Source organism: Moraxella sp. CTOTU48841 (assembly GCF_032061225.1).
GTDB classification, from domain to species: Bacteria; Pseudomonadota; Gammaproteobacteria; order Pseudomonadales; family Moraxellaceae; genus Faucicola; species Faucicola cinerea.
Genome location: NZ_DAMBFQ010000002.1, coordinates 339,030 through 358,072, shown reverse-complemented (window position 1 = coordinate 358,072; position 19,043 = coordinate 339,030). Strand labels below are relative to the sequence as shown.

Below are 19,043 nucleotides of genomic sequence, written 5' to 3'. Positions count from 1 at the left end.
AGCGGCATTTTACCCCAGTTTTAGCGATAAAATTGGGGTTTTTATTTATTTAAAATCAGCTCCAACACAAACTTCGTCCCGATAAACGCCAAGCCAAGCAAAATCACACCATATAGCGTCATATTAGCCGCGCGTTGACCTCGCCAGCCAAAGCGCCAATGTCCAACCAATAGCGCCCCAAATACCAACCAAGACAACAGGCTAAACACTGTTTTGTGTACCAAATGCTGCGCCAGTAAATTGGTGGTATCAATAAAGCCCAGCAACAGCGAAATCGACAATAGCGTAAAACCCACAGTAATCATATCAAACAGCAACGCTTCCATGCTTTGGAGTGAAGGTAATTTATCTACCCAGACACGGTGAAAGGTTTGACGTTTGAGTTCGCTGATTTGTAGCCGTAGCATAATCGCGGCAATCGCTGCCATAAATAGTACCGAATAGGCAGCCAAAGACATGATGATATGGGCTTGTAAGATAGGGCTGATGGTTGATAGCGGGTGATACGGGGCATCGCCAAAAAAACCAATCATCATGCCCAAAAATGCCAACGGCGTTGCCAAAATCCCAAGCGGCAAAATTTGGCGATAAAGACAAAATCCCCAATAAAATAACAGCATAAACAATGTCGTCAACGACACGACATTAAAAATATTAAAGTTTAGCCCCCCTTGGGTAATAATATCAGGATATAACACCACCGCATGACCCAATAACCCAATCAGCAATTGCCCAAGCACCATGCCTTTACGGATGGGCTTTTGTTGCGTAACTGCCCACATCAAATAGACGGTAGTTAAGCCATAACAGACTAACGCAAGTACAAAGATTACAAACACCCTAGCCTCATTAAAAATCATCAAATATGTGCAAAATGCGATGGTTATACTAGCATGACCCATGTAACAAATCGCGATTTTATCGGTATTATATTAGCAGTTTTAGCTAATTTAGCATAAAATAGTAAGATTATAAAATTGATAGCAATAGATTAGAGAAATTATATGTTTGAAACCTTAACCGAACGCCTGTCGACGAGTTTACGTAGTATCTCTGGTACAGGGCAGCTAACTGAAGACAACATCAAAGACACCTTGCGTGAAGTGCGTATGGCACTACTAGAAGCTGATGTCGCCTTGCCAGTGACGCGCGATTTTGTGTCACGGGTAAAAGACAAAGCCCTAGGTCAAGAGGTCCTTAAAGAACTCGCCCCAGGTCAAGCCTTTGTCAAAATCGTCTATGACGAATTGACCGAGATGATGGGCAGTGCTAACCAATCACTTGAAATGACAGGCAAACCACCCGTTGTCTATCTACTAGCGGGTTTGCAAGGGGCGGGCAAAACCACCACAGCCGGTAAACTTGCCAAATATCTGCAAGAGCGCCATAAGAAAAAAGTCATGCTAGTCTCTGCGGACGTCTATCGCCCTGCGGCAATCAAGCAGCTTGAGCAAGTCGCTGAGCAAGTCAAAGCCAATTTTGTGCCATCGAGTGCTGACCAAAACCCGATTGATATCGCCAAACGCGCCATCGAGCAAGCCAAAGTACAGTTTCAAGATATTTTGATTATCGATACCGCAGGTCGTCTGCACATTGACGAAGCCATGATGGATGAAATCAAAGCCTTAACCGCAGCGGTCACTCCGTCAGAAACCTTATTTGTGGTTGACTCAATGACCGGTCAAGATGCGGCAAATACTGCAAAAGCCTTTAATGATGCGCTACCTTTGACTGGCGTGATTTTGACCAAGACTGACGGTGATGCGCGCGGTGGTGCGGCGTTATCGGTACGTGCCATCACTGGCAAACCGATCAAATTCTTGGGTCGTGGTGAAAAACTTGATGCGCTTGAGCCCTTCCACCCTGAGCGTGTGGCACAGCGTATCTTGGGCATGGGTGACGTGCTGTCACTGGTCGAAGAAGTCGAGCAAAAAATTGACCGCGAAAAAGCGGAAAAAATGGCGAAAAAAATCCAAAAAGGCGGTGAGTTTGACCTTGAGGATTTGCTAACCCAATTCCAACAAATGAAGAATTTGGGCGGCATGGCGGGTTTTTTGGATAAAATGCCAGGCATGAGCGGTGCGGATATCCAAAAAGCGGTATCAGATGCCAAGCCAGAAGAAAAGGTCAAAGAAATGGAAGCGCTCATTCATTCCATGACCCCATTTGAACGTAAAAACCCCGATAAAATCAACCCAAGCCGTAAACGCCGTATTGCGGCAGGCGCGGGTAAAGACGTGCAGCACGTCAATCAGCTGTTAAAGCAGCACAAGCAAATGGCAAAAATGATGAAAATGCTATCCGACCCATCGGGCATCAGCAAAATGATGAAAGCGGTACAAGGGTTGACCAAAGGCATGGGCGGTGGCGGTGGTCCATTATTTGGACAAAACAACCAAGCAGGCGCAAATACTACGACAGTGAACGGTCAAGCAAATCCAGTTGCGCCAAAATTTAAAACCCGTTTTTAAAATTTTAATCGCAGAGTTACACCTTCAAAGCCCGTATATATTACGGGCTTTTTTATTCATCTAAGGAATAATGAAAGTATTAAATATTCCAAGACAGTATAAATAAAAATCCTTACTATATTTTCAATCATTAAGCCATTGGATGTTTAGCGTGGCACTTTGAAAACTTATGAGGAAAACATGACAAACGCGACCCAAAATCACCCATTCACCACCCGTACGCAATTTAAAGGCAAAGTCTTGGCATTAGCCGGTATTTCAGTGATGGCAGTGGCAAGCTTAACTGCCTGCCAAAAAGCTCCGCCCAAAAACGATAGCACGGCCAGTGCGTCAGCCGCTAACGGCAATGGTGTATCTTTGCTAAACGTATCTTACGACGTTTCCCGCGAGTTGTATAAAGAATACAACCCGATTTTTACAGGGCAGCAAAAACAAGCCGTCACTATCCAGCAGTCGCATGGCGGCTCAAGTAAACAAGCCTTAAGCGTGGCCAATGGGCTTAAAGCGGATGTGGTGACCATGAACCAAACCTCAGATGTTGACTTGCTGGTGAAAAAAGGCTTGGTGGATAAAAACTGGCAACAAGCGTTTCCCAATAACGCGGTACCTTATACCAGCACCATGGTACTATTAGTTCGCAACAACAACCCCAAGCAAATCAAAGACTGGGATGACTTGGCAAAACCCGGTGTCAGTGTCGTGATTGCCAATCCAAAAACCAGTGGTACAGCGCGATATGGTTTCTTGGGGGCGTATGGATATGGCTTGCACCACTTCAATAATGACGAAGCCAAAACCAAAGCGCTGGTGAAGCAAATTTTGAGCAATGTGGCAGTGTATGACAGTGGCGCAAGGGCAGCGACAACAAGCTTTTTACAACGAGAAATCGGCGATGTGCTGATTACCACAGAGAATGAAGCGCAAATCACCAAAAAAGAATTTGCCGATAAAAATTTACAGATTATTTATCCCAGTTATTCGGTCAAGATTAGTAACCCTGTCGCTGTGGTGAATGCCGTTACCGAGCAAAAAGGTACGACTGAATTGGCAAAAGCCTATTTAAAAGGTTTGTGGGATACGCCTGCCCAAGAGATTATGGCCAAGAATTATTTGCGTCCTGTGGATGCGGCGACTTTGGCAAAATACCAAAGCCAATTTCCTGCAATTGCCACGTTTGAGCCAAATCAAGTTTTTGGTAGTTGGGATGAGATCATGAGCAAGTTTTTTAAAGATGGCGCAATTTTTGACCAATTGGCGGTAAAAAAATAGCCGTTGCCCTAGCGATTGGCTAGGGTAGTTAGGTCATACTTTAACGCATCAAAACACACATCGGCAGCAAAGCCCCGATATTGCAAAAATCGCAGTTGACGGGCTTTTTCTTTAGGCTCCGTCGGGATGGCATCACCGTATTTTCGTACCCGTGCGGCCACCGCTTGGGCAAGCCAATCCACTTCATAGGCCTCATCTGGGTCGTCATCCGCCGTGTCTGATTCAATATCATTGAGTAATAAATCTTCAAAAAAATCATTGTGCATCTCAATCCATGTATTAATCGCACTGACCGAACGGACGGTGGTTAAGCCGTGTTTTTTTAACGTTTGAAAAATCCGCTGGGTACCATGCTGCTTGCCAATACCTTCTTTGATCAATGCAGATGTCATACGCTCATCACTTTGATAGCCTTCTGCTTCAAATTCGCTCAAAAGCGCTTCGATAGCCGCCGCATCACATCCTTTTGCCAGTAGTTTATCCCGCAGCTCTTTTTTAGACTGCTCACGCCGCCCAAGATAATAAAACGCGAGCCAACGCATGTAGCTCTCGGTTTTAAGCTTGTCATGGTAAGCTTGTCGTTGTTCATCAGTCATTAACTGATTTTCGATAGTTTCTAACAAGGATTTAGGATTTGGCATAGCGGTTTTAACCGTGACTAAAAAAAGCTAACAGGCTGGGGAACAAGTTGAGCAGTATAAAAACAAAAACCCCAGTAAAAACTAGGGTTTTGGGTAGCCAAGCAATTATTGCATACCTTCGACAAACTCAGGGGGTTCAACGTCATGCGCTTCTTCTGGCACAGGTTCGACATTACCAAGCTTAGCAGCGCGCACTTTGGCTTCAATCTCTTGGGCGATTTGTGGATTTTCTTCCAAGAATCTAATGGCGTTGGCTTTACCTTGACCAATTTTACTGTCGTTATAGCTATACCAAGCGCCCGATTTTTTGACCGCATCAATATCGACACCCAAGTCAACTACTTCACCTAGATGATTGGTACCTGTGCCATACATGATGTCAAATTCTGCTTGGCGAAACGGCGGCGCCAGTTTATTTTTGATGACTTTAACGCGGGTCTCAGAACCAACGATGTTTTCACCGTCTTTAACCGCACCAATACGACGAATATCCAAACGCACCGACGCATAGAATTTAAGGGCGTTACCACCCGTTGTGGTTTCTGGCGAGCCAAACATAACACCGATTTTCATACGAATTTGGTTAATGAATACTACCATACAGTTAGAACGTTTGGCATTACCGGTGATTTTACGTAGCGCTTGGCTCATCAAGCGCGCTTGCAGACCCATGTGGCTGTCGCCCATCTCGCCTTCAATCTCTGCGCGTGGAGTAAGGGCTGCGACCGAGTCAACAACAATCATATCCACCGCACCTGAGCGCACTAGCATATCAGTGATTTCAAGCGCTTGTTCACCGTTGTCAGGCTGCGTGACAAGTAAAGCGTCGACATCAACGCCCAATTTTTTGGCATAAATAGGGTCTAGCGCATGCTCAGCATCGATAAAAGCACAGGTACCGCCTTGTTTTTGACATTGGGCGATTGCTTGCAAGGTTAAAGTGGTTTTACCCGAACTTTCAGGACCATAAATTTCGACGATACGACCCTTTGGCAAACCGCCAATGCCCAGTGCAATATCCAAACCCAATGAGCCTGTGGAGACTACATCCACGTTGATTTTTGCTGACTCATCACCCAGGCGCATGATGGTATTTTTACCAAATTGTTTTTCAATTTGTGATAAAGCGGCAGTTAAAGCTTTGGCTTTATTGTCGTCCATAAGGACTCCTTGTCATAAAAAAGGTTGATAAAAAGGGAAAAATTTAAAAGCAGGGATAAGTTAAAAAAGAAGTGAATTGATAAGGCTATAATAACAAAATATACGGAAAATTATAGGGTTAAATCACTGATATACGACATATATTGTCGCTTATGATTGTTAAAAATTAATTAAAAATAACATGAGAAAATCTCTAAATAAATGGGTGTTTTTTGGGTGTTTTCAAGCTATAAGTTGCAACAAAAATCCCCACTAGCAAAGTGAGGATATGCAATACGAGTCGCCGATATTAAGGCTTAGTGCGCCGCATCTTCTGGTGAATCGTTGGATGGGGTTTGGGTGTTGCTAGGTATGGCAGAGCTAGATATGACAGAGCTAGGCATGGCGGTGCTAGGATTTGAGTCGGCTGTCGCTGCCAAATAGCTTTGCGGATGATGGTGAGTGATTTTTGCTTCTTCATGCGCCAGAGAGCGCGCCGCTTGACGTAGCTCAAATTTTTGCACTTTACCCGTCGAGGTTTTTGGGATTTGCGCAAAAATAATATGTTTGGGCACTTGGAAACCTGCCAAATATTTACGGCAATGGGCAATGATGTCTTCCCGATCTAGCGTCGAGCCTTCGCGGATTTCGATAAAGGCTACCGGTACCTCACCCCATTTGTCATGGGGAGCAGCAACCACCCCACAGCTTTCCACTTCTGGCATACGATACAGCACGTTTTCCACTTCGATACTTGAGATATTCTCACCGCCCGAGATGATGATGTCTTTGAGCCGATCCATAATTTTAATGTAACCATCCGGGTATTTGACGCCCAAGTCACCGGTCTTAAACCAGCCACCGTCAAAGGCTTCTGCGGTGGCTTTGCGATTTTTTAGATAGCCTTTCATCACCATATTGCCGCGGATAGCAAGCTCACCAATTTCGCTACCATCGGCTGCAACAGGGGTGGTGGTGCCTTGTTTGAATACATCAAACCCGGCTAGCAGATGTGAGTTCATGCCTTGGCGGGATTTTTTTTGCGCGCGTTCACTGACAGTCAAATCATCCCATTCTGGCCGCTCGACACATAGGGTGACGGGACCATATACTTCTGTCAAACCGTATACATGCGTGATTTTAAAGCCCATTTCTTCCATTTTGGCGAGCAAAGACTCAGGGGGTGGTGCGCCTGCAACATTACAACGTACTTCATGTTTGATAGCTTTTTTCAGCGCTTCATTACCATTGGCAATCATGTTGTGCACGATAGGCGCTGCGCTATAATGGGTGACTTTTTCATCGGCAATCAACCGTAAAATCAAATCAGCATCAATTTTGCGTAAGCACACATTGGTACCCGCACGCTCGCCAATCGTCCAAGGAAAGCTCCAGCCATTGCAGTGAAACAGGGGGAGCGTCCATAAATATACAGGATGCTTTGGCATATCCCAATCTAAAATATTAGAGACGGCATTTAAGGTGGCACCACGATGGTGATACACCACGCCTTTTGGGATACCTGTGGTACCTGAGGTGTAGTTGAGCGCGATGGCATCCCATTCATCAGTTGGTTTTTCCCAGTTGTCTAAGTCGGTTCCTGAGGCGATCAATTCCTCATACGTCATGTTGCCAAATTGTTCAGTTGGCGTGACGGCAGGGTCGATGGCATGAATGATAATTAAGTTAGGAAATGACTCTTGAACCAGTGCAATATGCTGTTCAAACTCAGTATCGACAATCAATACTTTCGCCTCACTGTGCTGCAGGCAAAATACCAAAGCATTAATATCCAAACGGGTATTTAAGGTACATAGCACAGCACCAGACATCGGTACGCCAAACGCGACTTCAACCATGGGTGGGGTATTGGGCAGTAGCACTGCAACAGTATCGTCTTTATCGATGCCCAATTTTTTTAGGGCATCCGACATTTTGCGGCAGCGATTATAGGTTTCGCCCCAACTTTGCCGTAGGTCATTGTGCTCATAATCTTTATAGACAATCGCCGTTTGATCGGGATAGATGCTAGCAGTGCGCTCAATAAAATCAATGGGCGTAAGCGGGGTATAGTTGGCAGGATTTTTTTCCAGCCCAGTATGGAAGTTTGGCATAACGACATCCCTGTAGTTAATAAATAAACGCCTTTATCATAACAAGGATTTTGACCAAATCCTATATATCAATCTGCTTTTTCACAAATATAACAAAATGACAAAAATAGATAAGCCTTCACTGTGTTTTACAAGCGAGTAAAACACAGACAGGGTTTAGTCTTCGACAAATACGCAGCCAAGGGTGAACACACCGATATTTGCTATAGAGACACTGGCGGCAGGAAGAACTTCGGTTTTAGCATAACCGCGTAACGATAAATAGTTGAGTAGGGACTTGGTATGAGGGTTTAGATTGCCGCTAAGCACATACATTTTACCCTTTTTACCATTGGCGGCGGTGATGATAGCATCGGCGAGTCGCTCAATACATTTTTCAAAACTACGCACCTTTTCAAAGGCGACTATTTGACCCGAGTATTCGACTTTTACAATCGGTTTAATACCGAATAAATTGGCAAAAAAGCCGACTGGGGCTGAAATACGCTTGGTACGAATCATGCCTTTAAGGTTATCAACTGCCAAATAGATATGGATTTTATCGCGCAGGCGGTTGATTTCGGTGATGATTTGAGGGATTTCTGTGCCTTGTTTGAGTAAGCGTGAGGCTTCTTGTACAAGAATCGCTTCGCCATGTGAAATCGTGCGTGAATCATAGATATAAATTTTCATGCGATGGCTAAACATCGAGCTGATATTGAGCAAGTTTTTGTAGGTCTGGCTTAAAGAAGAGGATAAACAGATGAATAAAACTTCTTGCACGTCTTCTTTGATGAGTTGATAAAAGAATTCAATGAGCTGATTTTCAGTGGGTGCTGAGGTACTGATGTCGATATTGGGGGTATCGAGTAGAATACGCGATAGACTGTCTAAGCTTAGGTTTTGTCCATCTAGATAATTGGCACCGCCCATATGGATATTCATTGGCAACATTTTGACATTTTCTGGAATGCCAAGGTCGTCAAGACAAGACGTAGACGTGCTCACAATCATTTTTTTCACAGTAATTTCCCTTCGGTTGTACTTTTATCCTAGCTTGATATTAGCATTATCATAAAAATAAGCATGACTTTTTTGTAGACTCATGCGGACAAAATTTGCCTTATGCTTTCAAAGATGACTATTTATAATAGGTTGACCTATTTTTGGTTTGATGTATGCTTAAGGTATATTGATATAGCTACATTGCGTGACCACATTGACGAATTCCCACATTGACGAATTGATTATGAAAACGAGCTCATTGACAAAATGACAAGATTAGTTCCTTAATGTGACCAAATAGTGAAAGGAAATTACTGCCAAGGATTATTTATGTCAAATAACAGCCAGATATCTACTCATAACACCCATTATCCGCATATTTTTGAACCCCTGGATTTAGGATTTACCACGTTAAAAAACCGTATTGTGATGGGCTCGATGCACACAGGGCTTGAAGATAGGTTTTTTAACTATCCAAAGCTAGCAGCTTATTTTGCCGAGCGCGCCAAAGGGGGAGTTGCCATGATGATTACGGGCGGTATCTCGCCCAATCGTGAAGGTTGGTTAGTACCAGCAGGCGGGACGCTCAATCACAAAGGCGATGTGGTCAATCATCGTAAAGTCACCAAAGCCGTGCACCAATATGACTGCAAAATCATCTTGCAAATTCTGCACAGCGGTCGCTATGGCTATCATCCGTTGGTGGTATCAGCCAGTGCCATCAAATCGCCTATTTCACCCTTCAAGCCCCGTCAAATGAGTGAAGAGAATATTTGGGCGACTATCAAAGACTATGCCAAAACCGCCAAACTTGCACAAATGGCGGGCTATGATGGTGTCGAAATCATGGGCTCAGAAGGCTATTTACTCAATCAGTTCTTAAGCAATCACGTCAATCAGCGTACCGACCAATGGGGTGGTAGTCTAGAAAACCGTATGCGTTTTGCGCTCGAAGTCATCAAAGCGATACGTGCAGCGGTGGGAGAAGCGTTTATAATCACCTTCCGTTTGTCGATGATTGACTTGGTGCCCGATGGCAACACCATGCATGAAGTCATTACCATCGCCAAAGCCATTGAAAAAGCCGGCGTGACCATAATAAATACGGGCATTGGCTGGCATGAAGCGCGTGTTCCCACTATCGTCACGTCGGTGCCACGCGCAGCGTTTGCTGATGTGATTGCTGAAGTCAAACGCCACGTGACTATCCCTGTGATTGCTGCCAACCGTGTCAATATGCCAGAGACTGCCGAGCAGCTGCTAGCAGATAACCAAGCTGACTTGGTACAAATGGCGCGTCCGTTCTTGGCAGACCCAGATTGGGTAACAAAAGCCAGCCTTGGGCAGACCCATCTGATTAATACTTGTATCGGCTGTAACCAAGCGTGTCTAGATCATACATTTGACAATAAACGCTCAACCTGTCTGGTCAATCCCCAAGCCTGTTATGAAACTGAACTGGTGTATAAACCTGCCAAAAAAGCCAAAAAAATTGCCGTAGTGGGCGCAGGCATGGCAGGCTTATCAGCAGCGACGGTCGCCGCCAAACGCGGTCATCAGGTCACCTTGTTTGAAGCACAGGATAAAATCGGCGGCCAGTTTAACTATGCCAAAGTGATTCCCGGTAAAGAAGAGTTCTTTGAGACCATCCGTTACTTTACCAATTTGGTGGACAGCTTAGGCATTGAACTCAAACTGAATCATAAAGTGAGCAAAGAGGAACTAGAGTCGGGTCAGTTTGATGATGTGATTATTGCCACAGGCGTTGTGCCACGGGCGCTTGACTTTGAAGGGGTGGATTTACCGCAAGTGATGAGCTATGCCGAGTTGCTATCGGGTCAAAAAGTTGCAGGTAAGCGAGTCGCGGTAATCGGCGCAGGCGGAATTGGCTTTGATGTCAGCGAATATTTGACCTCCACCCATGTGAAACCGTTTGAAAAAGATGCCCAAGGCAACGTGATTTATCAACCCCATCCGCAAAGCGTAGCCTCATGGAAACGTGAGTGGGGGGTGGACACCAACGCACACTATGACAGCGAAGGTGGACTGGTAAAACCAGAGCCCATTACTCCGACCCGTGAAGTGTATTTGATGCAGCGTAAAAAAGGTCGCTTGGGGGCAGGTCTCAATAAAACCTCAGGCTGGGTGCACCGTGCTCATATCAACAAGCATGGCGTCAAACAGGTGAGCGGCATTGGCTATGAGAAAATTACCAATGAAGGCATTTGGATTACTAACCCAGACGGTCATAGCCAATTATTGCGCGTTGATAGTATCGTTATCTGCGCGGGGCAAGAATCGGTCAATGACTTAATGCCTGCGGTGGGTGATGACTTGACAGCCCAATATCACTTGATTGGTGGGGCAAAATTGGCAGGTGAATTGGACGCCAAACGTGCTATTCGTGAAGGCGCGGAAGTCGCTGCCATGTTGTAGCAGCTTTTACTATGTCATAAAAAAGGCGATGAATGGATGTCATCGCCTTTTTTTATGTTGGCCGCTTATTATTGAATGGCATCAGATGCTAAGAAAAAATTGCGGGCTTGCTGAGAGTCAATCAGCTTGTCTACCGCACCTTGTAAATCATGCGTAGTATGGGGCTGCTCAATCATCTCGCGAATGGTGTCATACAGCCGTGAAAACAACGAGAAATTACTCTGTAGCAAATAACTCATAATTAACTCGCTCACCCCAGTCACTTCCAAATCCAGCGACGTCTTAAAGCGCAGCTCGCCGTCCATCACATCCATTTCCAAATTGCCAATCATCAAATCATAATTCAGATAAGCCAGCATGGCGAGCATCTCGGGGCGATTGGCTTCAGCAATCGCAGTAGGATAAACACTGTATACCGCAATCAATTGCTGCTCACTAAAAAAACGAATCATACAACCCCAATGCCGCTCTTTATCTGACACTTGCATCGTATAATGATGAATGCTCTGCTCATCTTGCTCGCTGGCCGGGTGATACATAAATTGATAACCCATACTGGCTAAGATATGCTCTATGTCATCGGGGGTAATCGGTTGTAGCTCTAATTCGTCATCTGCATCAAGCGACTCACTGGCTAAAATCGGTTCATCTTGTGAATGGCTATCCTCATCAAACGCCGGATTGACTGGGTTTTTAGTAAAAGGCTGATAGCCAGTAGCTTCGATATGCTCGCCTGACTCAGCACAACGACTAGGGTCAGTTGTTTTATCGGCTACAGGTAGTGGCGCTGATTTTTCAGCAGTAAAGAACAGTTTTAGGCGTTGCCATAAACGCTTCGGATTTTTGGACATTGATTTCACTTACCCAAGAAAAAATAGCTAAAAATAGAAAGAAAAACGAAAAGCAGAACAGTTAAAAAACAAAAAAGCTAACAAACAGGTTAGCAAAACTTTGACGCTATCACCAAGCTTTATATGGATACTTTATATGGATAATAGCAAAGACCTGTCGCAAGTTAGTATATAATAAGCTTTCTACACAACTTTAGCCAATTATCTATACAATGGGTATAGGGCTATGATTTATCAATTTAATCTGTTATCTATTTAATGACTTGCAAATTTTAACCAATGCTATGCCAACTTCAATACCCACTGCTACACCTATCTCGGCGACCAGTTCGCTGCTAAACTGTCAAAATGTCACCATACAACGTGGCGAATTTCCGCTGTGTGAAGCGGTGAATTTGGTGCTAAACCGTGGTGATATTTGTCATTTGGTGGGGGAAAATGGCACCGGAAAAACCACATTTTTGATGCAGCTTGCAGGGTTGATTCCTGTGTTGACCGGCGATATCAGCTGGCAGGGCAAGGCAGGATTACCTGTGCAGCCATTTTATGTGGCGCACCAATTGGGTATTCATTTGCAACTCACCGTTGAGCAAAATTTGCGATTTTTGTTAGCCTTGTATGGCATCAAACCAAGCGCAGATGCCCTTGAGCAAGCACTCGATTGGGTTGGGCTAGCAGGTTATGAGAAAATCAACTGCTATCAACTCTCGGCAGGGCAGACGCGCCGCGTGGGTTTGGCACGCTTGCTGTTTGCACTGGAGTATGTAGCGCAATTTCCTTGCTGGCTACTTGATGAGCCGCTGACCGCGCTTGATGTCAATATGATTGCCAAAATTGAACACTTGATGCAGACATTCGTTCAGCGCGGCGGGGCAGTGCTCATGACCAGTCACCAAACTGTCGCCGTCGCCAACAAGCAATTAGATTTAACCTTGTATATGGTTTAGGGGCAACTGCAATGATTGATTTTTCTGCGCTGTGGCAACGTGAATGGCAAATCAAGCAGCAAAACAAAGTGCAGTGGTTATATCCACTGGTGTTGTTTTTAATTATCATCACCTTATTTCCACTGGCGATGGGCACGGAGCCAAAATTATTGCAGCAACTGGGCGTGCCTGCGGTATGGATTGCAGCGTTATTGTCGCTGATTATGGGTATGGAAAACTTATTTCGCCCAGCGCTCGATAACGGCACACTGGCGCAATTGGTTGTCGCTCGTGCCTCGATTCCCACCTGGGTACTAGTACGGCTCATCGTGCATTGGCTGACCAGTGCGGGGATGGTGTGTCTGCTCGCATTTTTGGCGATGCCGCTTTTTGGCTTGACCAGCCAAGCAGCCATTGCCCTGAGTGCTTCTATTTTGGTCGGCAGTCCGATTTTGCTATGCTTATCAGCGATTGCCAGTAGCTTGACAGTATCGCTAAAGAACGGCGCGGTGTTAGTGCCATTGATTTCGTTACCGATGCAGCTCCCTGTGCTGATTTTTGCCACGGGGGCAGTGGGGCAATTTGCCATGGGGCTTAACGGTTATCCGATTTTAGCCCTATTACTGGCGGGCAGTATTTTGGCAGTCATCGTCACGCCTTTTGTGATTGCATTTTCATTAAAACTGGCTTGGTTAAGCTGATGATTTTTAGATGAAAAAATCCCCAAATACCAGTAAAATAAGCGAACAAATATCTTATTGTTGATGGCTTACATTCATTTTAGAAAAAAAAGCAAGGCGCATTCCATGGCAGAAATTACCCCAAACGTTGGCAAAACTGGCTTTTTTTCTCGCCTTTGGCAAGGATTTCTTAAAACTGTTGGCACCAAAGAGTTTTATCGTATTTTTGCCCCTTGGGTGAAATATTTAGCTTTCATTGCTGCGCTGCTATTAGCGGTGGGTGCCGCTTGGGGTTTGGCATTTGCACCACCCGACTATTTGCAAGGCAATAGCTATCGCATTATCTTTATCCATGTCCCTACTGCTAGTCTAGCCATGTCAATTTATTTGGGCATGGCAATTTTGGGAGTGATTTTTTTGGTCTGGAAAATTAAAACCGCTAATTTGGTTGCCCAAGCGATTGCGCCGATTGGCTTTATGCTTTGTGTGTTAAGTTTACTCACAGGCTCGATTTGGGCAAAGCCTACCTGGGGTACATACTGGGTATGGGATGCGCGTCTCACTTCTATGCTGATTTTGGCATTTTTGTACGCAGGCGTGATGGCGCTGTTTACTGCATTTGAGCATACCGCCAGTCGTGGTAAAGCAGCGGCGATTTTATCGATTGTTGGTGCGGTTAATTTGCCGATTATCAAGTATTCTGTCAACTGGTGGAACACCCTACACCAAGGCTCGACATTTACCGTAACTGAGCGTCCAAAAATGCCGCCTGATATGTATATGCCGTTGTTACTGATGATGTTAGGCAGCTATTTTTTGGTAGCTGCACTGACCATCTATCGTACCAATACCTTGATTTTGCAACGTGAAAGTAGCAAACAGTGGGTGATTGATGAATGCAAACGGCTATATCGCTAAAGTGTTATCGTTAAAGCTTCCTTACTGACGTAAAGTATCGCCATTTAACTAGCGATAGCTTCAATCCTATGGCATCAATCCATTCTCTAAACCTAAATCCAAACCTGAGGTCACCAATGAGCCCGTATTTTCATAATGTTGCCGAGTTTATCGCCATGGGTGGGCATGGTAGCTATGTGTGGTCGACTTGGCTACTGACTTTACTAGGCATTATCGCGCTCGTCTTTTTTAGTCGTAGTCAGCGTAAAGCGACCTACCGAGATATCACTACCCAGCAGGCGCGCCAGCAACAGCGTCATCAGCGTACCGCTACGTGCAGGTGATAATAGTATCTATCGGCCTAATCGGTGTTATAATAGACAAGTAGCCCCATAGGGTGTGGTTCATCAAAAGTGAGATGAAAAAAAGCGATGAATAAAGTTCGACAAAAAAAATTAATGTGGGTGATGGCAACCTTATTTGGCGCAATCATTGCCGTCGTTCTTGTGATTTATGCGGTAGGACAACAAACCGACTATTATTTTGACCCCACAGCCATTAGTCAAGGCAAAGCACCTGAAGATACCCGTATCCGAGCAGGGGGCATGGTCGTGCGTGGTAGTGTCGAGCGAGATAGCACAGACCCGCTCAATGTCAAATTTAAAATCACCGATTTTAAATCCACCGTACCGGTATCTTATAAAGGCATCTTGCCAGATTTATTCGCCGAAGGTTCGGGCGTGGTAGCCACAGGTTCGCTTGAAGGCAATACCTTTGTAGCAAGCGAGGTACTAGCAAAGCATGATGAGAATTACATGCCGCCAGAAGTAGCAAAATCATTAAAAACCCAGCATCAAGCCAACGGCACGGATATCAATCAAGCGCAGTTTATGCCAGCTACCCCTGTTAAACAATAAAGTGAATTAACTAAAAAGTCACTTAGCTAAAAAATTAATTAGTTAAAAAATCAGCTGGCTAACAAAGCCAGGTAGCTGAAAAAGTGGGCAATTGACCCACTTTTTTAGTGTCTAGATGATGTTAAAAAATAATGTGAAAAATTTTGTGCCATACAAAATCTTTAACCATAAAATCTTTAAACATAAAAAAAGGAAACCGCTCGGGTTTCCTTTTTGTTCAGTTTAAAAAACTGATTATTTTGCAGCAGATGCAGAAGCGTCAGCAACAGTTGCAGCAGCAGAAGCGGCAGCATCAGCAACTTGGTTGGCAGCGTCAGCAACAGCAGAAGCTGGTGCAGCAGCAGATGCAGTGTCTACAACAACAGTAGAAGCGTTAACAGTTGCAGCAGATGCAGTTACTGCAGGTGCAGAAGCTTCAACAGTGGTAGTAGTAGTTGTTGATGAAGCAACAGTAGTTGAGGCAGTGGTAGAGGCAGCAGCTGGTGCAGCTTCTTCTTTTTTGCTACATGCAGTCATAGCTAAAGATGCAGCAACTAAACTTGATACAGCGATTAATTTAACGTTCATTACGTGTTCTCCTAAAGAAAATAACCCCGTATTCACTCGACGATACTCTAAATAAACGGTTTATTTAGAATTAAAGACACACGGGACATGAAACTGGCAATATTGTAGCGGAAACTTAGTCAAGATAGAATAACTTTCGCATAAAAAAATATAATAAATCTGATAAAAGGTTGTAACAAAATAACACCGCAATCACAAATACAACTTTTTAGATTTATTGATATCGCACGAAAAAGATATCTTTTTTAGCTTTTCGCGGAAAATGACGTATTATACGCATAAAAATATGGCAAAGATATCTTTATTTTTGTAAATTTACAAATTTTTTTTGTTTTAGCGGTCTATTGGATATAGTTAAGAAATAATTTTTTATGGTGATAATTGCTTAATCTTAATGAGATTTCTAAAGCTTTGATGGGTAGATAAGTTACATTAGTTGCATATTATTAGGGTTTATTTTCAAAAATCTGTATAAAACTACGATTTCACACAGTAATTTTTAGACAAAATGCTACAATGCCAAAATAAGCATACGATATATAAAAGCAAGACGAGATTTGAGGAGGTAGTGGTATGAAGTGGGAAGATCGTGGTGGTAGTTCGAATGTATTGGTCAGCGGCGGTAAAGCCGTGGGCGGCGGTATCGGTAGTATTATCATTGGTTTGATTTTGTGGCTAGTGTTTGGTATGAACCCTATGACTGCCATGCAAACAGGTTCTGCAATCACAGGTGGAAATAGTAGTGGGCAACAAACCCTTGACCAGCAAACGGCTGACCGCGACCAAAAATTTGTCTCAGTGGTGTTAAAAGACACGGAAGAAGTTTGGGGTCAAATTTTTAGTGAAAACAATATGCAATACCAACAGCCTAAATTAGTATTATTTAATGGCATGGTGCGTTCGGGTTGTGGTAACGCTTCTTCAGCGACAGGGCCTTTCTATTGTCCTGCTGACCAACGCGTCTATCTTGATACCAGTTTTTTCCAAGAAATGCGCCAAAAATTGGGTATTACAGGTGATCAAAATGGCTCAGGTGATGCACAAAACCAAGGTAAAGCAGGTGACTTTGCACAAGCTTATGTGATTGCTCACGAGGTGGGTCATCATGTGCAAAATCAATTGGGTATTAGCCAAAAAGTAGATGAAGCCAGTCGCCGTGCCACTGAAGCACAAGCCAACAACTTATCAGTGCGACAAGAACTACAAGCGGACTGTTTTGCCGGTGTTTGGGCAAACCGTAACCAACAACGTGTTCAATTTTTAGAGCAAGGCGATATTGAAGAAGCGATTAATGCGGCGGAGCAAATCGGTGATGACCGTTTGGCCCAAGCTAGTGGTCGAGCAGCGGTGCCTGATAGTTTCACCCATGGTACCAGTCAACAACGTATGACGTGGTTTTCACGCGGTCTAAAATCGGGTGATATCAACCAATGCGATACTTTTAGTGGTGCAATTTAAGTAGCGGTGTGATTTAAGCCCAAAGCACGCCAATAAAAAAGATGCCAACAAAGAGCTCAACATCAGGTTGAGCTTTTTTATTTTTATAAGTCAGCTAATTAACAGGATTAAGCGATAACACGATTAAGATTTATCTTTACGCGTCATTTGCTCAAAGAATTCATCATTGGTTTTTGAGTCTTTAAGTTTTTCTAGCAAAAACTCAGTGGCTTGTAGTTCATCCATGGGGTGCAGCAGTTTGCGTAGAATCCATACTTTGCGTAGCATCGCCTCATCCATCAACCGTTCTTCGCGGCGAGTGCCCGATTTTTTGATATTGATGGCAGGGAATACCCGTTTTTCAGCAATGTCACGCTCAAGGGTAATTTCTTGGTTACCTGTCCCCTTAAACTCCTCATAAATTACCTTATCCATGGTACTGCCTGTGTCAATCAAGGCGGTTGAAATAATGGTCAAGCTACCGCCTTCTTCGACATTACGCGCGGCACCAAAAAAGCGTTTTGGGCGTTCTAGGGCATTGGCATCCACCCCACCAGTCAATACTTTACCCGATGAGGGCAATACAGTATTGTAAGCGCGGGCAAGGCGTGTGATGGAGTCAAGTAAAATCACCACGTCTTGTTTGTGCTCAACCAAGCGTTTGGCTTTTTCAATCACCATTTCGGCGACTTGTACGTGACGGGTTGGCGGCTCATCAAAGGTCGATGCGACCACTTCACCACGCACCGTACGCTGCATCTCGGTCACTTCTTCAGGACGCTCGTCAATGAGCAGCACGATGAGATAACATTCTGGGTTATTTTTGGTGATGGATTGCGCGATAGATTGTAGCAATACGGTTTTACCCGCTTTTGGTGGAGCGACGATAATCGAGCGTTGTCCTTTACCAATCGGGGCAATCAAGTCAATGATACGGCCGGTTAAGTCTTCTGTGGTACCGTTACCAAGTTCTAAGCGAAGCTGCTGGGTAGGAAAAAGAGGGGTTAAATTTTCAAAAATCAGTTTGTGGCGAGAGCGGTCTGGGGTGTCGAAGTTGATTTCGTTAACTTTTAATAGGGCAAAATAGCGCTCAGAATCCTTGGGTGGGCGAATCGTCCCTGCGATGGAGTCACCCGTCTTGAGATTGAAACGGCGAATTTGGCTCGGACTCACATAGATATCATCGGGACCCGCTAGGTAAGAGCCTTCCGACGATCGTAAAAAACCAAAGCCATCGGGCAAAATCTCAAGCACGCCATCCCCATAGATAGCTTCACCGTTTCGGGCGTGGGTTTTTAAAATGGCAAAAATGATATCTTGTTTGCGACTACGGGCCATGTTTTCTAGACCCATTTGCTCGCTAATCAACAACAATTCAGCAATCGATTTTTTTTTGAGTTCAGTCAAATTCATAGGTAAATCATCAATAACTAATTTTGAACCACCTCAAAACGTGAGTCGAGTAAAGGCGCTGCATCGTTTTAAGACAGTAGGGTGTGAAGAGAATATAAAGAGAAAAACTAGAAACGTTTGAAATGATTAACTGAGCGTTGCAAACAGACAATACCAAATACTAGACTAAATAATAGTAGATGCCTGCTAACGTGACGTTAAGCATATCGATAAGATAGTTATTTTGTGAAACACACTATACGACTTGACATATTCATTTGTCAATGTATGGGAATAAAAAACCGCGATTTTTTTACTGAT

Annotated in this window: 16 protein-coding genes and 1 pseudogene; 9 read left to right on the top strand and 8 right to left on the bottom strand. The window is 44.2% G+C overall.

What is annotated here, in order from left to right; genetic code table 11:
* Positions 1–41: 41 nt before the first annotated feature.
* On the bottom strand, positions 42–839 hold the full coding sequence (locus tag RT034_RS04415; protein WP_188875604.1) for a cytochrome C assembly family protein: 798 nt from the start codon (positions 837–839) through the stop codon (positions 42–44).
* 165 nt (positions 840–1,004) lie between these two features.
* On the opposite strand from RT034_RS04415, the gene ffh reads away from it, so the two are divergent.
* Both ffh and RT034_RS04405 read left to right on the top strand, forming a co-directional pair.
* Positions 1,005–2,471, top strand: coding sequence for a signal recognition particle protein (gene ffh / locus RT034_RS04410; RefSeq protein ID WP_128680746.1), 1,467 nt, complete (start codon positions 1,005–1,007; stop codon positions 2,469–2,471).
* 180 nt (positions 2,472–2,651) lie between these two features.
* Complete coding sequence (locus tag RT034_RS04405) at positions 2,652–3,740, top strand: sulfate ABC transporter substrate-binding protein (protein WP_313014089.1); 1,089 nt, start codon at positions 2,652–2,654, stop codon at positions 3,738–3,740.
* Between the two features lie 8 nt (positions 3,741–3,748).
* Here the strand turns inward: RT034_RS04405 and RT034_RS04400 are convergent, their stop codons facing one another.
* The 4 genes and pseudogenes from RT034_RS04400 to RT034_RS04385 form a co-directional block, all read right to left on the bottom strand.
* Positions 3,749–4,381: a regulatory protein RecX gene (locus tag RT034_RS04400; protein WP_313014087.1), complete on the bottom strand. Its 633-nt coding sequence runs from the start codon at positions 4,379–4,381 to the stop codon at positions 3,749–3,751.
* A gap of 105 nt (positions 4,382–4,486) precedes the next feature.
* The gene (gene recA, locus RT034_RS04395) at positions 4,487–5,542 is read right to left on the bottom strand and encodes a recombinase RecA (RefSeq protein WP_007115617.1); all 1,056 of its coding nucleotides are present in this window, start codon (positions 5,540–5,542) and stop codon (positions 4,487–4,489) included.
* A 452-nt stretch (positions 5,543–5,994) separates the two neighbouring features.
* Positions 5,995–7,635 (bottom strand): annotated as a pseudogene (locus RT034_RS04390) (acyl-CoA synthetase); the annotation flags it as partial.
* 156 nt (positions 7,636–7,791) lie between these two features.
* Positions 7,792–8,628 carry a DegV family protein gene (locus RT034_RS04385; protein WP_227716857.1) on the bottom strand — a complete coding sequence of 279 codons (837 nt, stop codon included), beginning with the start codon at positions 8,626–8,628 and terminating at the stop codon, positions 7,792–7,794.
* A gap of 321 nt (positions 8,629–8,949) precedes the next feature.
* On the opposite strand from RT034_RS04385, the gene RT034_RS04380 reads away from it, so the two are divergent.
* Positions 8,950–11,055: a 2,4-dienoyl-CoA reductase FMN-binding domain-containing protein gene (locus tag RT034_RS04380; RefSeq protein ID WP_313014084.1), complete on the top strand. Its 2,106-nt coding sequence runs from the start codon at positions 8,950–8,952 to the stop codon at positions 11,053–11,055.
* Positions 11,056–11,123: 68 nt separating this feature from the next.
* On the opposite strand, the gene RT034_RS04375 is transcribed toward RT034_RS04380, so the two are convergent.
* Complete coding sequence (locus tag RT034_RS04375; protein ID WP_313014082.1) at positions 11,124–11,906, bottom strand: YbjN domain-containing protein; 783 nt, start codon at positions 11,904–11,906, stop codon at positions 11,124–11,126.
* 284 nt (positions 11,907–12,190) lie between these two features.
* On the opposite strand from RT034_RS04375, the gene ccmA reads away from it, so the two are divergent.
* The 5 genes from ccmA to ccmE all read left to right on the top strand — a co-directional run bounded on the left by ccmA (position 12,191) and on the right by ccmE (position 15,326).
* Positions 12,191–12,853 (top strand): heme ABC exporter ATP-binding protein CcmA, encoded by a 663-nt coding sequence (ccmA, locus tag RT034_RS04370; RefSeq protein ID WP_313014080.1) that lies wholly within the window; start codon positions 12,191–12,193, stop codon positions 12,851–12,853.
* 11 nt (positions 12,854–12,864) lie between these two features.
* Positions 12,865–13,533: a heme exporter protein CcmB gene (locus RT034_RS04365; RefSeq protein WP_282842350.1), complete on the top strand. Its 669-nt coding sequence runs from the start codon at positions 12,865–12,867 to the stop codon at positions 13,531–13,533.
* A gap of 105 nt (positions 13,534–13,638) precedes the next feature.
* Positions 13,639–14,430: a heme ABC transporter permease CcmC gene (gene ccmC, locus RT034_RS04360; protein ID WP_313014075.1), complete on the top strand. Its 792-nt coding sequence runs from the start codon at positions 13,639–13,641 to the stop codon at positions 14,428–14,430.
* 116 nt (positions 14,431–14,546) lie between these two features.
* Positions 14,547–14,753 carry a heme exporter protein CcmD gene (ccmD, locus tag RT034_RS04355; RefSeq protein ID WP_313014073.1) on the top strand — a complete coding sequence of 69 codons (207 nt, stop codon included), beginning with the start codon at positions 14,547–14,549 and terminating at the stop codon, positions 14,751–14,753.
* Positions 14,754–14,840: 87 nt separating this feature from the next.
* Positions 14,841–15,326 carry a cytochrome c maturation protein CcmE gene (ccmE, locus tag RT034_RS04350; protein WP_203172363.1) on the top strand — a complete coding sequence of 162 codons (486 nt, stop codon included), beginning with the start codon at positions 14,841–14,843 and terminating at the stop codon, positions 15,324–15,326.
* Positions 15,327–15,560: 234 nt separating this feature from the next.
* Here the strand turns inward: ccmE and RT034_RS04345 are convergent, their stop codons facing one another.
* Positions 15,561–15,893 carry a hypothetical protein gene (locus RT034_RS04345; RefSeq protein WP_313014070.1) on the bottom strand — a complete coding sequence of 111 codons (333 nt, stop codon included), beginning with the start codon at positions 15,891–15,893 and terminating at the stop codon, positions 15,561–15,563.
* A gap of 573 nt (positions 15,894–16,466) precedes the next feature.
* Here RT034_RS04345 and ypfJ point away from each other — a divergent pair.
* Positions 16,467–17,351 (top strand): KPN_02809 family neutral zinc metallopeptidase, encoded by an 885-nt coding sequence (gene ypfJ, locus RT034_RS04340; RefSeq protein ID WP_313014068.1) that lies wholly within the window; start codon positions 16,467–16,469, stop codon positions 17,349–17,351.
* A gap of 123 nt (positions 17,352–17,474) precedes the next feature.
* Here the strand turns inward: ypfJ and rho are convergent, their stop codons facing one another.
* Positions 17,475–18,743: a transcription termination factor Rho gene (rho, locus tag RT034_RS04335; protein WP_060994528.1), complete on the bottom strand. Its 1,269-nt coding sequence runs from the start codon at positions 18,741–18,743 to the stop codon at positions 17,475–17,477.
* Positions 18,744–19,043: the final 300 nt, after the last annotated feature.

Excerpts from the sequence above, each read along its gene's own strand:
- RT034_RS04345 (WP_313014070.1), bottom strand. The coding sequence starts at position 15,893 with ATGAACGTTAAATTAATCGCTGTATCAAGTTTAGTTGCTGCATCTTTA.
- ccmD (WP_313014073.1), top strand. The coding sequence starts at position 14,547 with ATGAGCCCGTATTTTCATAATGTTGCCGAGTTTATCGCCATGGGTGGG.
- RT034_RS04405 (WP_313014089.1), top strand. The coding sequence starts at position 2,652 with ATGACAAACGCGACCCAAAATCACCCATTCACCACCCGTACGCAATTT.
- rho (WP_060994528.1), bottom strand. The coding sequence starts at position 18,743 with ATGAATTTGACTGAACTCAAAAAAAAATCGATTGCTGAATTGTTGTTG.
- recA (WP_007115617.1), bottom strand. The coding sequence starts at position 5,542 with ATGGACGACAATAAAGCCAAAGCTTTAACTGCCGCTTTATCACAAATT.
- RT034_RS04365 (WP_282842350.1), top strand. The coding sequence starts at position 12,865 with ATGATTGATTTTTCTGCGCTGTGGCAACGTGAATGGCAAATCAAGCAG.
- RT034_RS04400 (WP_313014087.1), bottom strand. The coding sequence starts at position 4,381 with ATGCCAAATCCTAAATCCTTGTTAGAAACTATCGAAAATCAGTTAATG.
- ypfJ (WP_313014068.1), top strand. The coding sequence starts at position 16,467 with ATGAAGTGGGAAGATCGTGGTGGTAGTTCGAATGTATTGGTCAGCGGC.
- RT034_RS04380 (WP_313014084.1), top strand. The coding sequence starts at position 8,950 with ATGTCAAATAACAGCCAGATATCTACTCATAACACCCATTATCCGCAT.
- ccmA (WP_313014080.1), top strand. The coding sequence starts at position 12,191 with ATGCCAACTTCAATACCCACTGCTACACCTATCTCGGCGACCAGTTCG.
- RT034_RS04375 (WP_313014082.1), bottom strand. The coding sequence starts at position 11,906 with ATGTCCAAAAATCCGAAGCGTTTATGGCAACGCCTAAAACTGTTCTTT.
- ccmC (WP_313014075.1), top strand. The coding sequence starts at position 13,639 with ATGGCAGAAATTACCCCAAACGTTGGCAAAACTGGCTTTTTTTCTCGC.
- ccmE (WP_203172363.1), top strand. The coding sequence starts at position 14,841 with ATGAATAAAGTTCGACAAAAAAAATTAATGTGGGTGATGGCAACCTTA.
- RT034_RS04385 (WP_227716857.1), bottom strand. The coding sequence starts at position 8,628 with ATGATTGTGAGCACGTCTACGTCTTGTCTTGACGACCTTGGCATTCCA.
- ffh (WP_128680746.1), top strand. The coding sequence starts at position 1,005 with ATGTTTGAAACCTTAACCGAACGCCTGTCGACGAGTTTACGTAGTATC.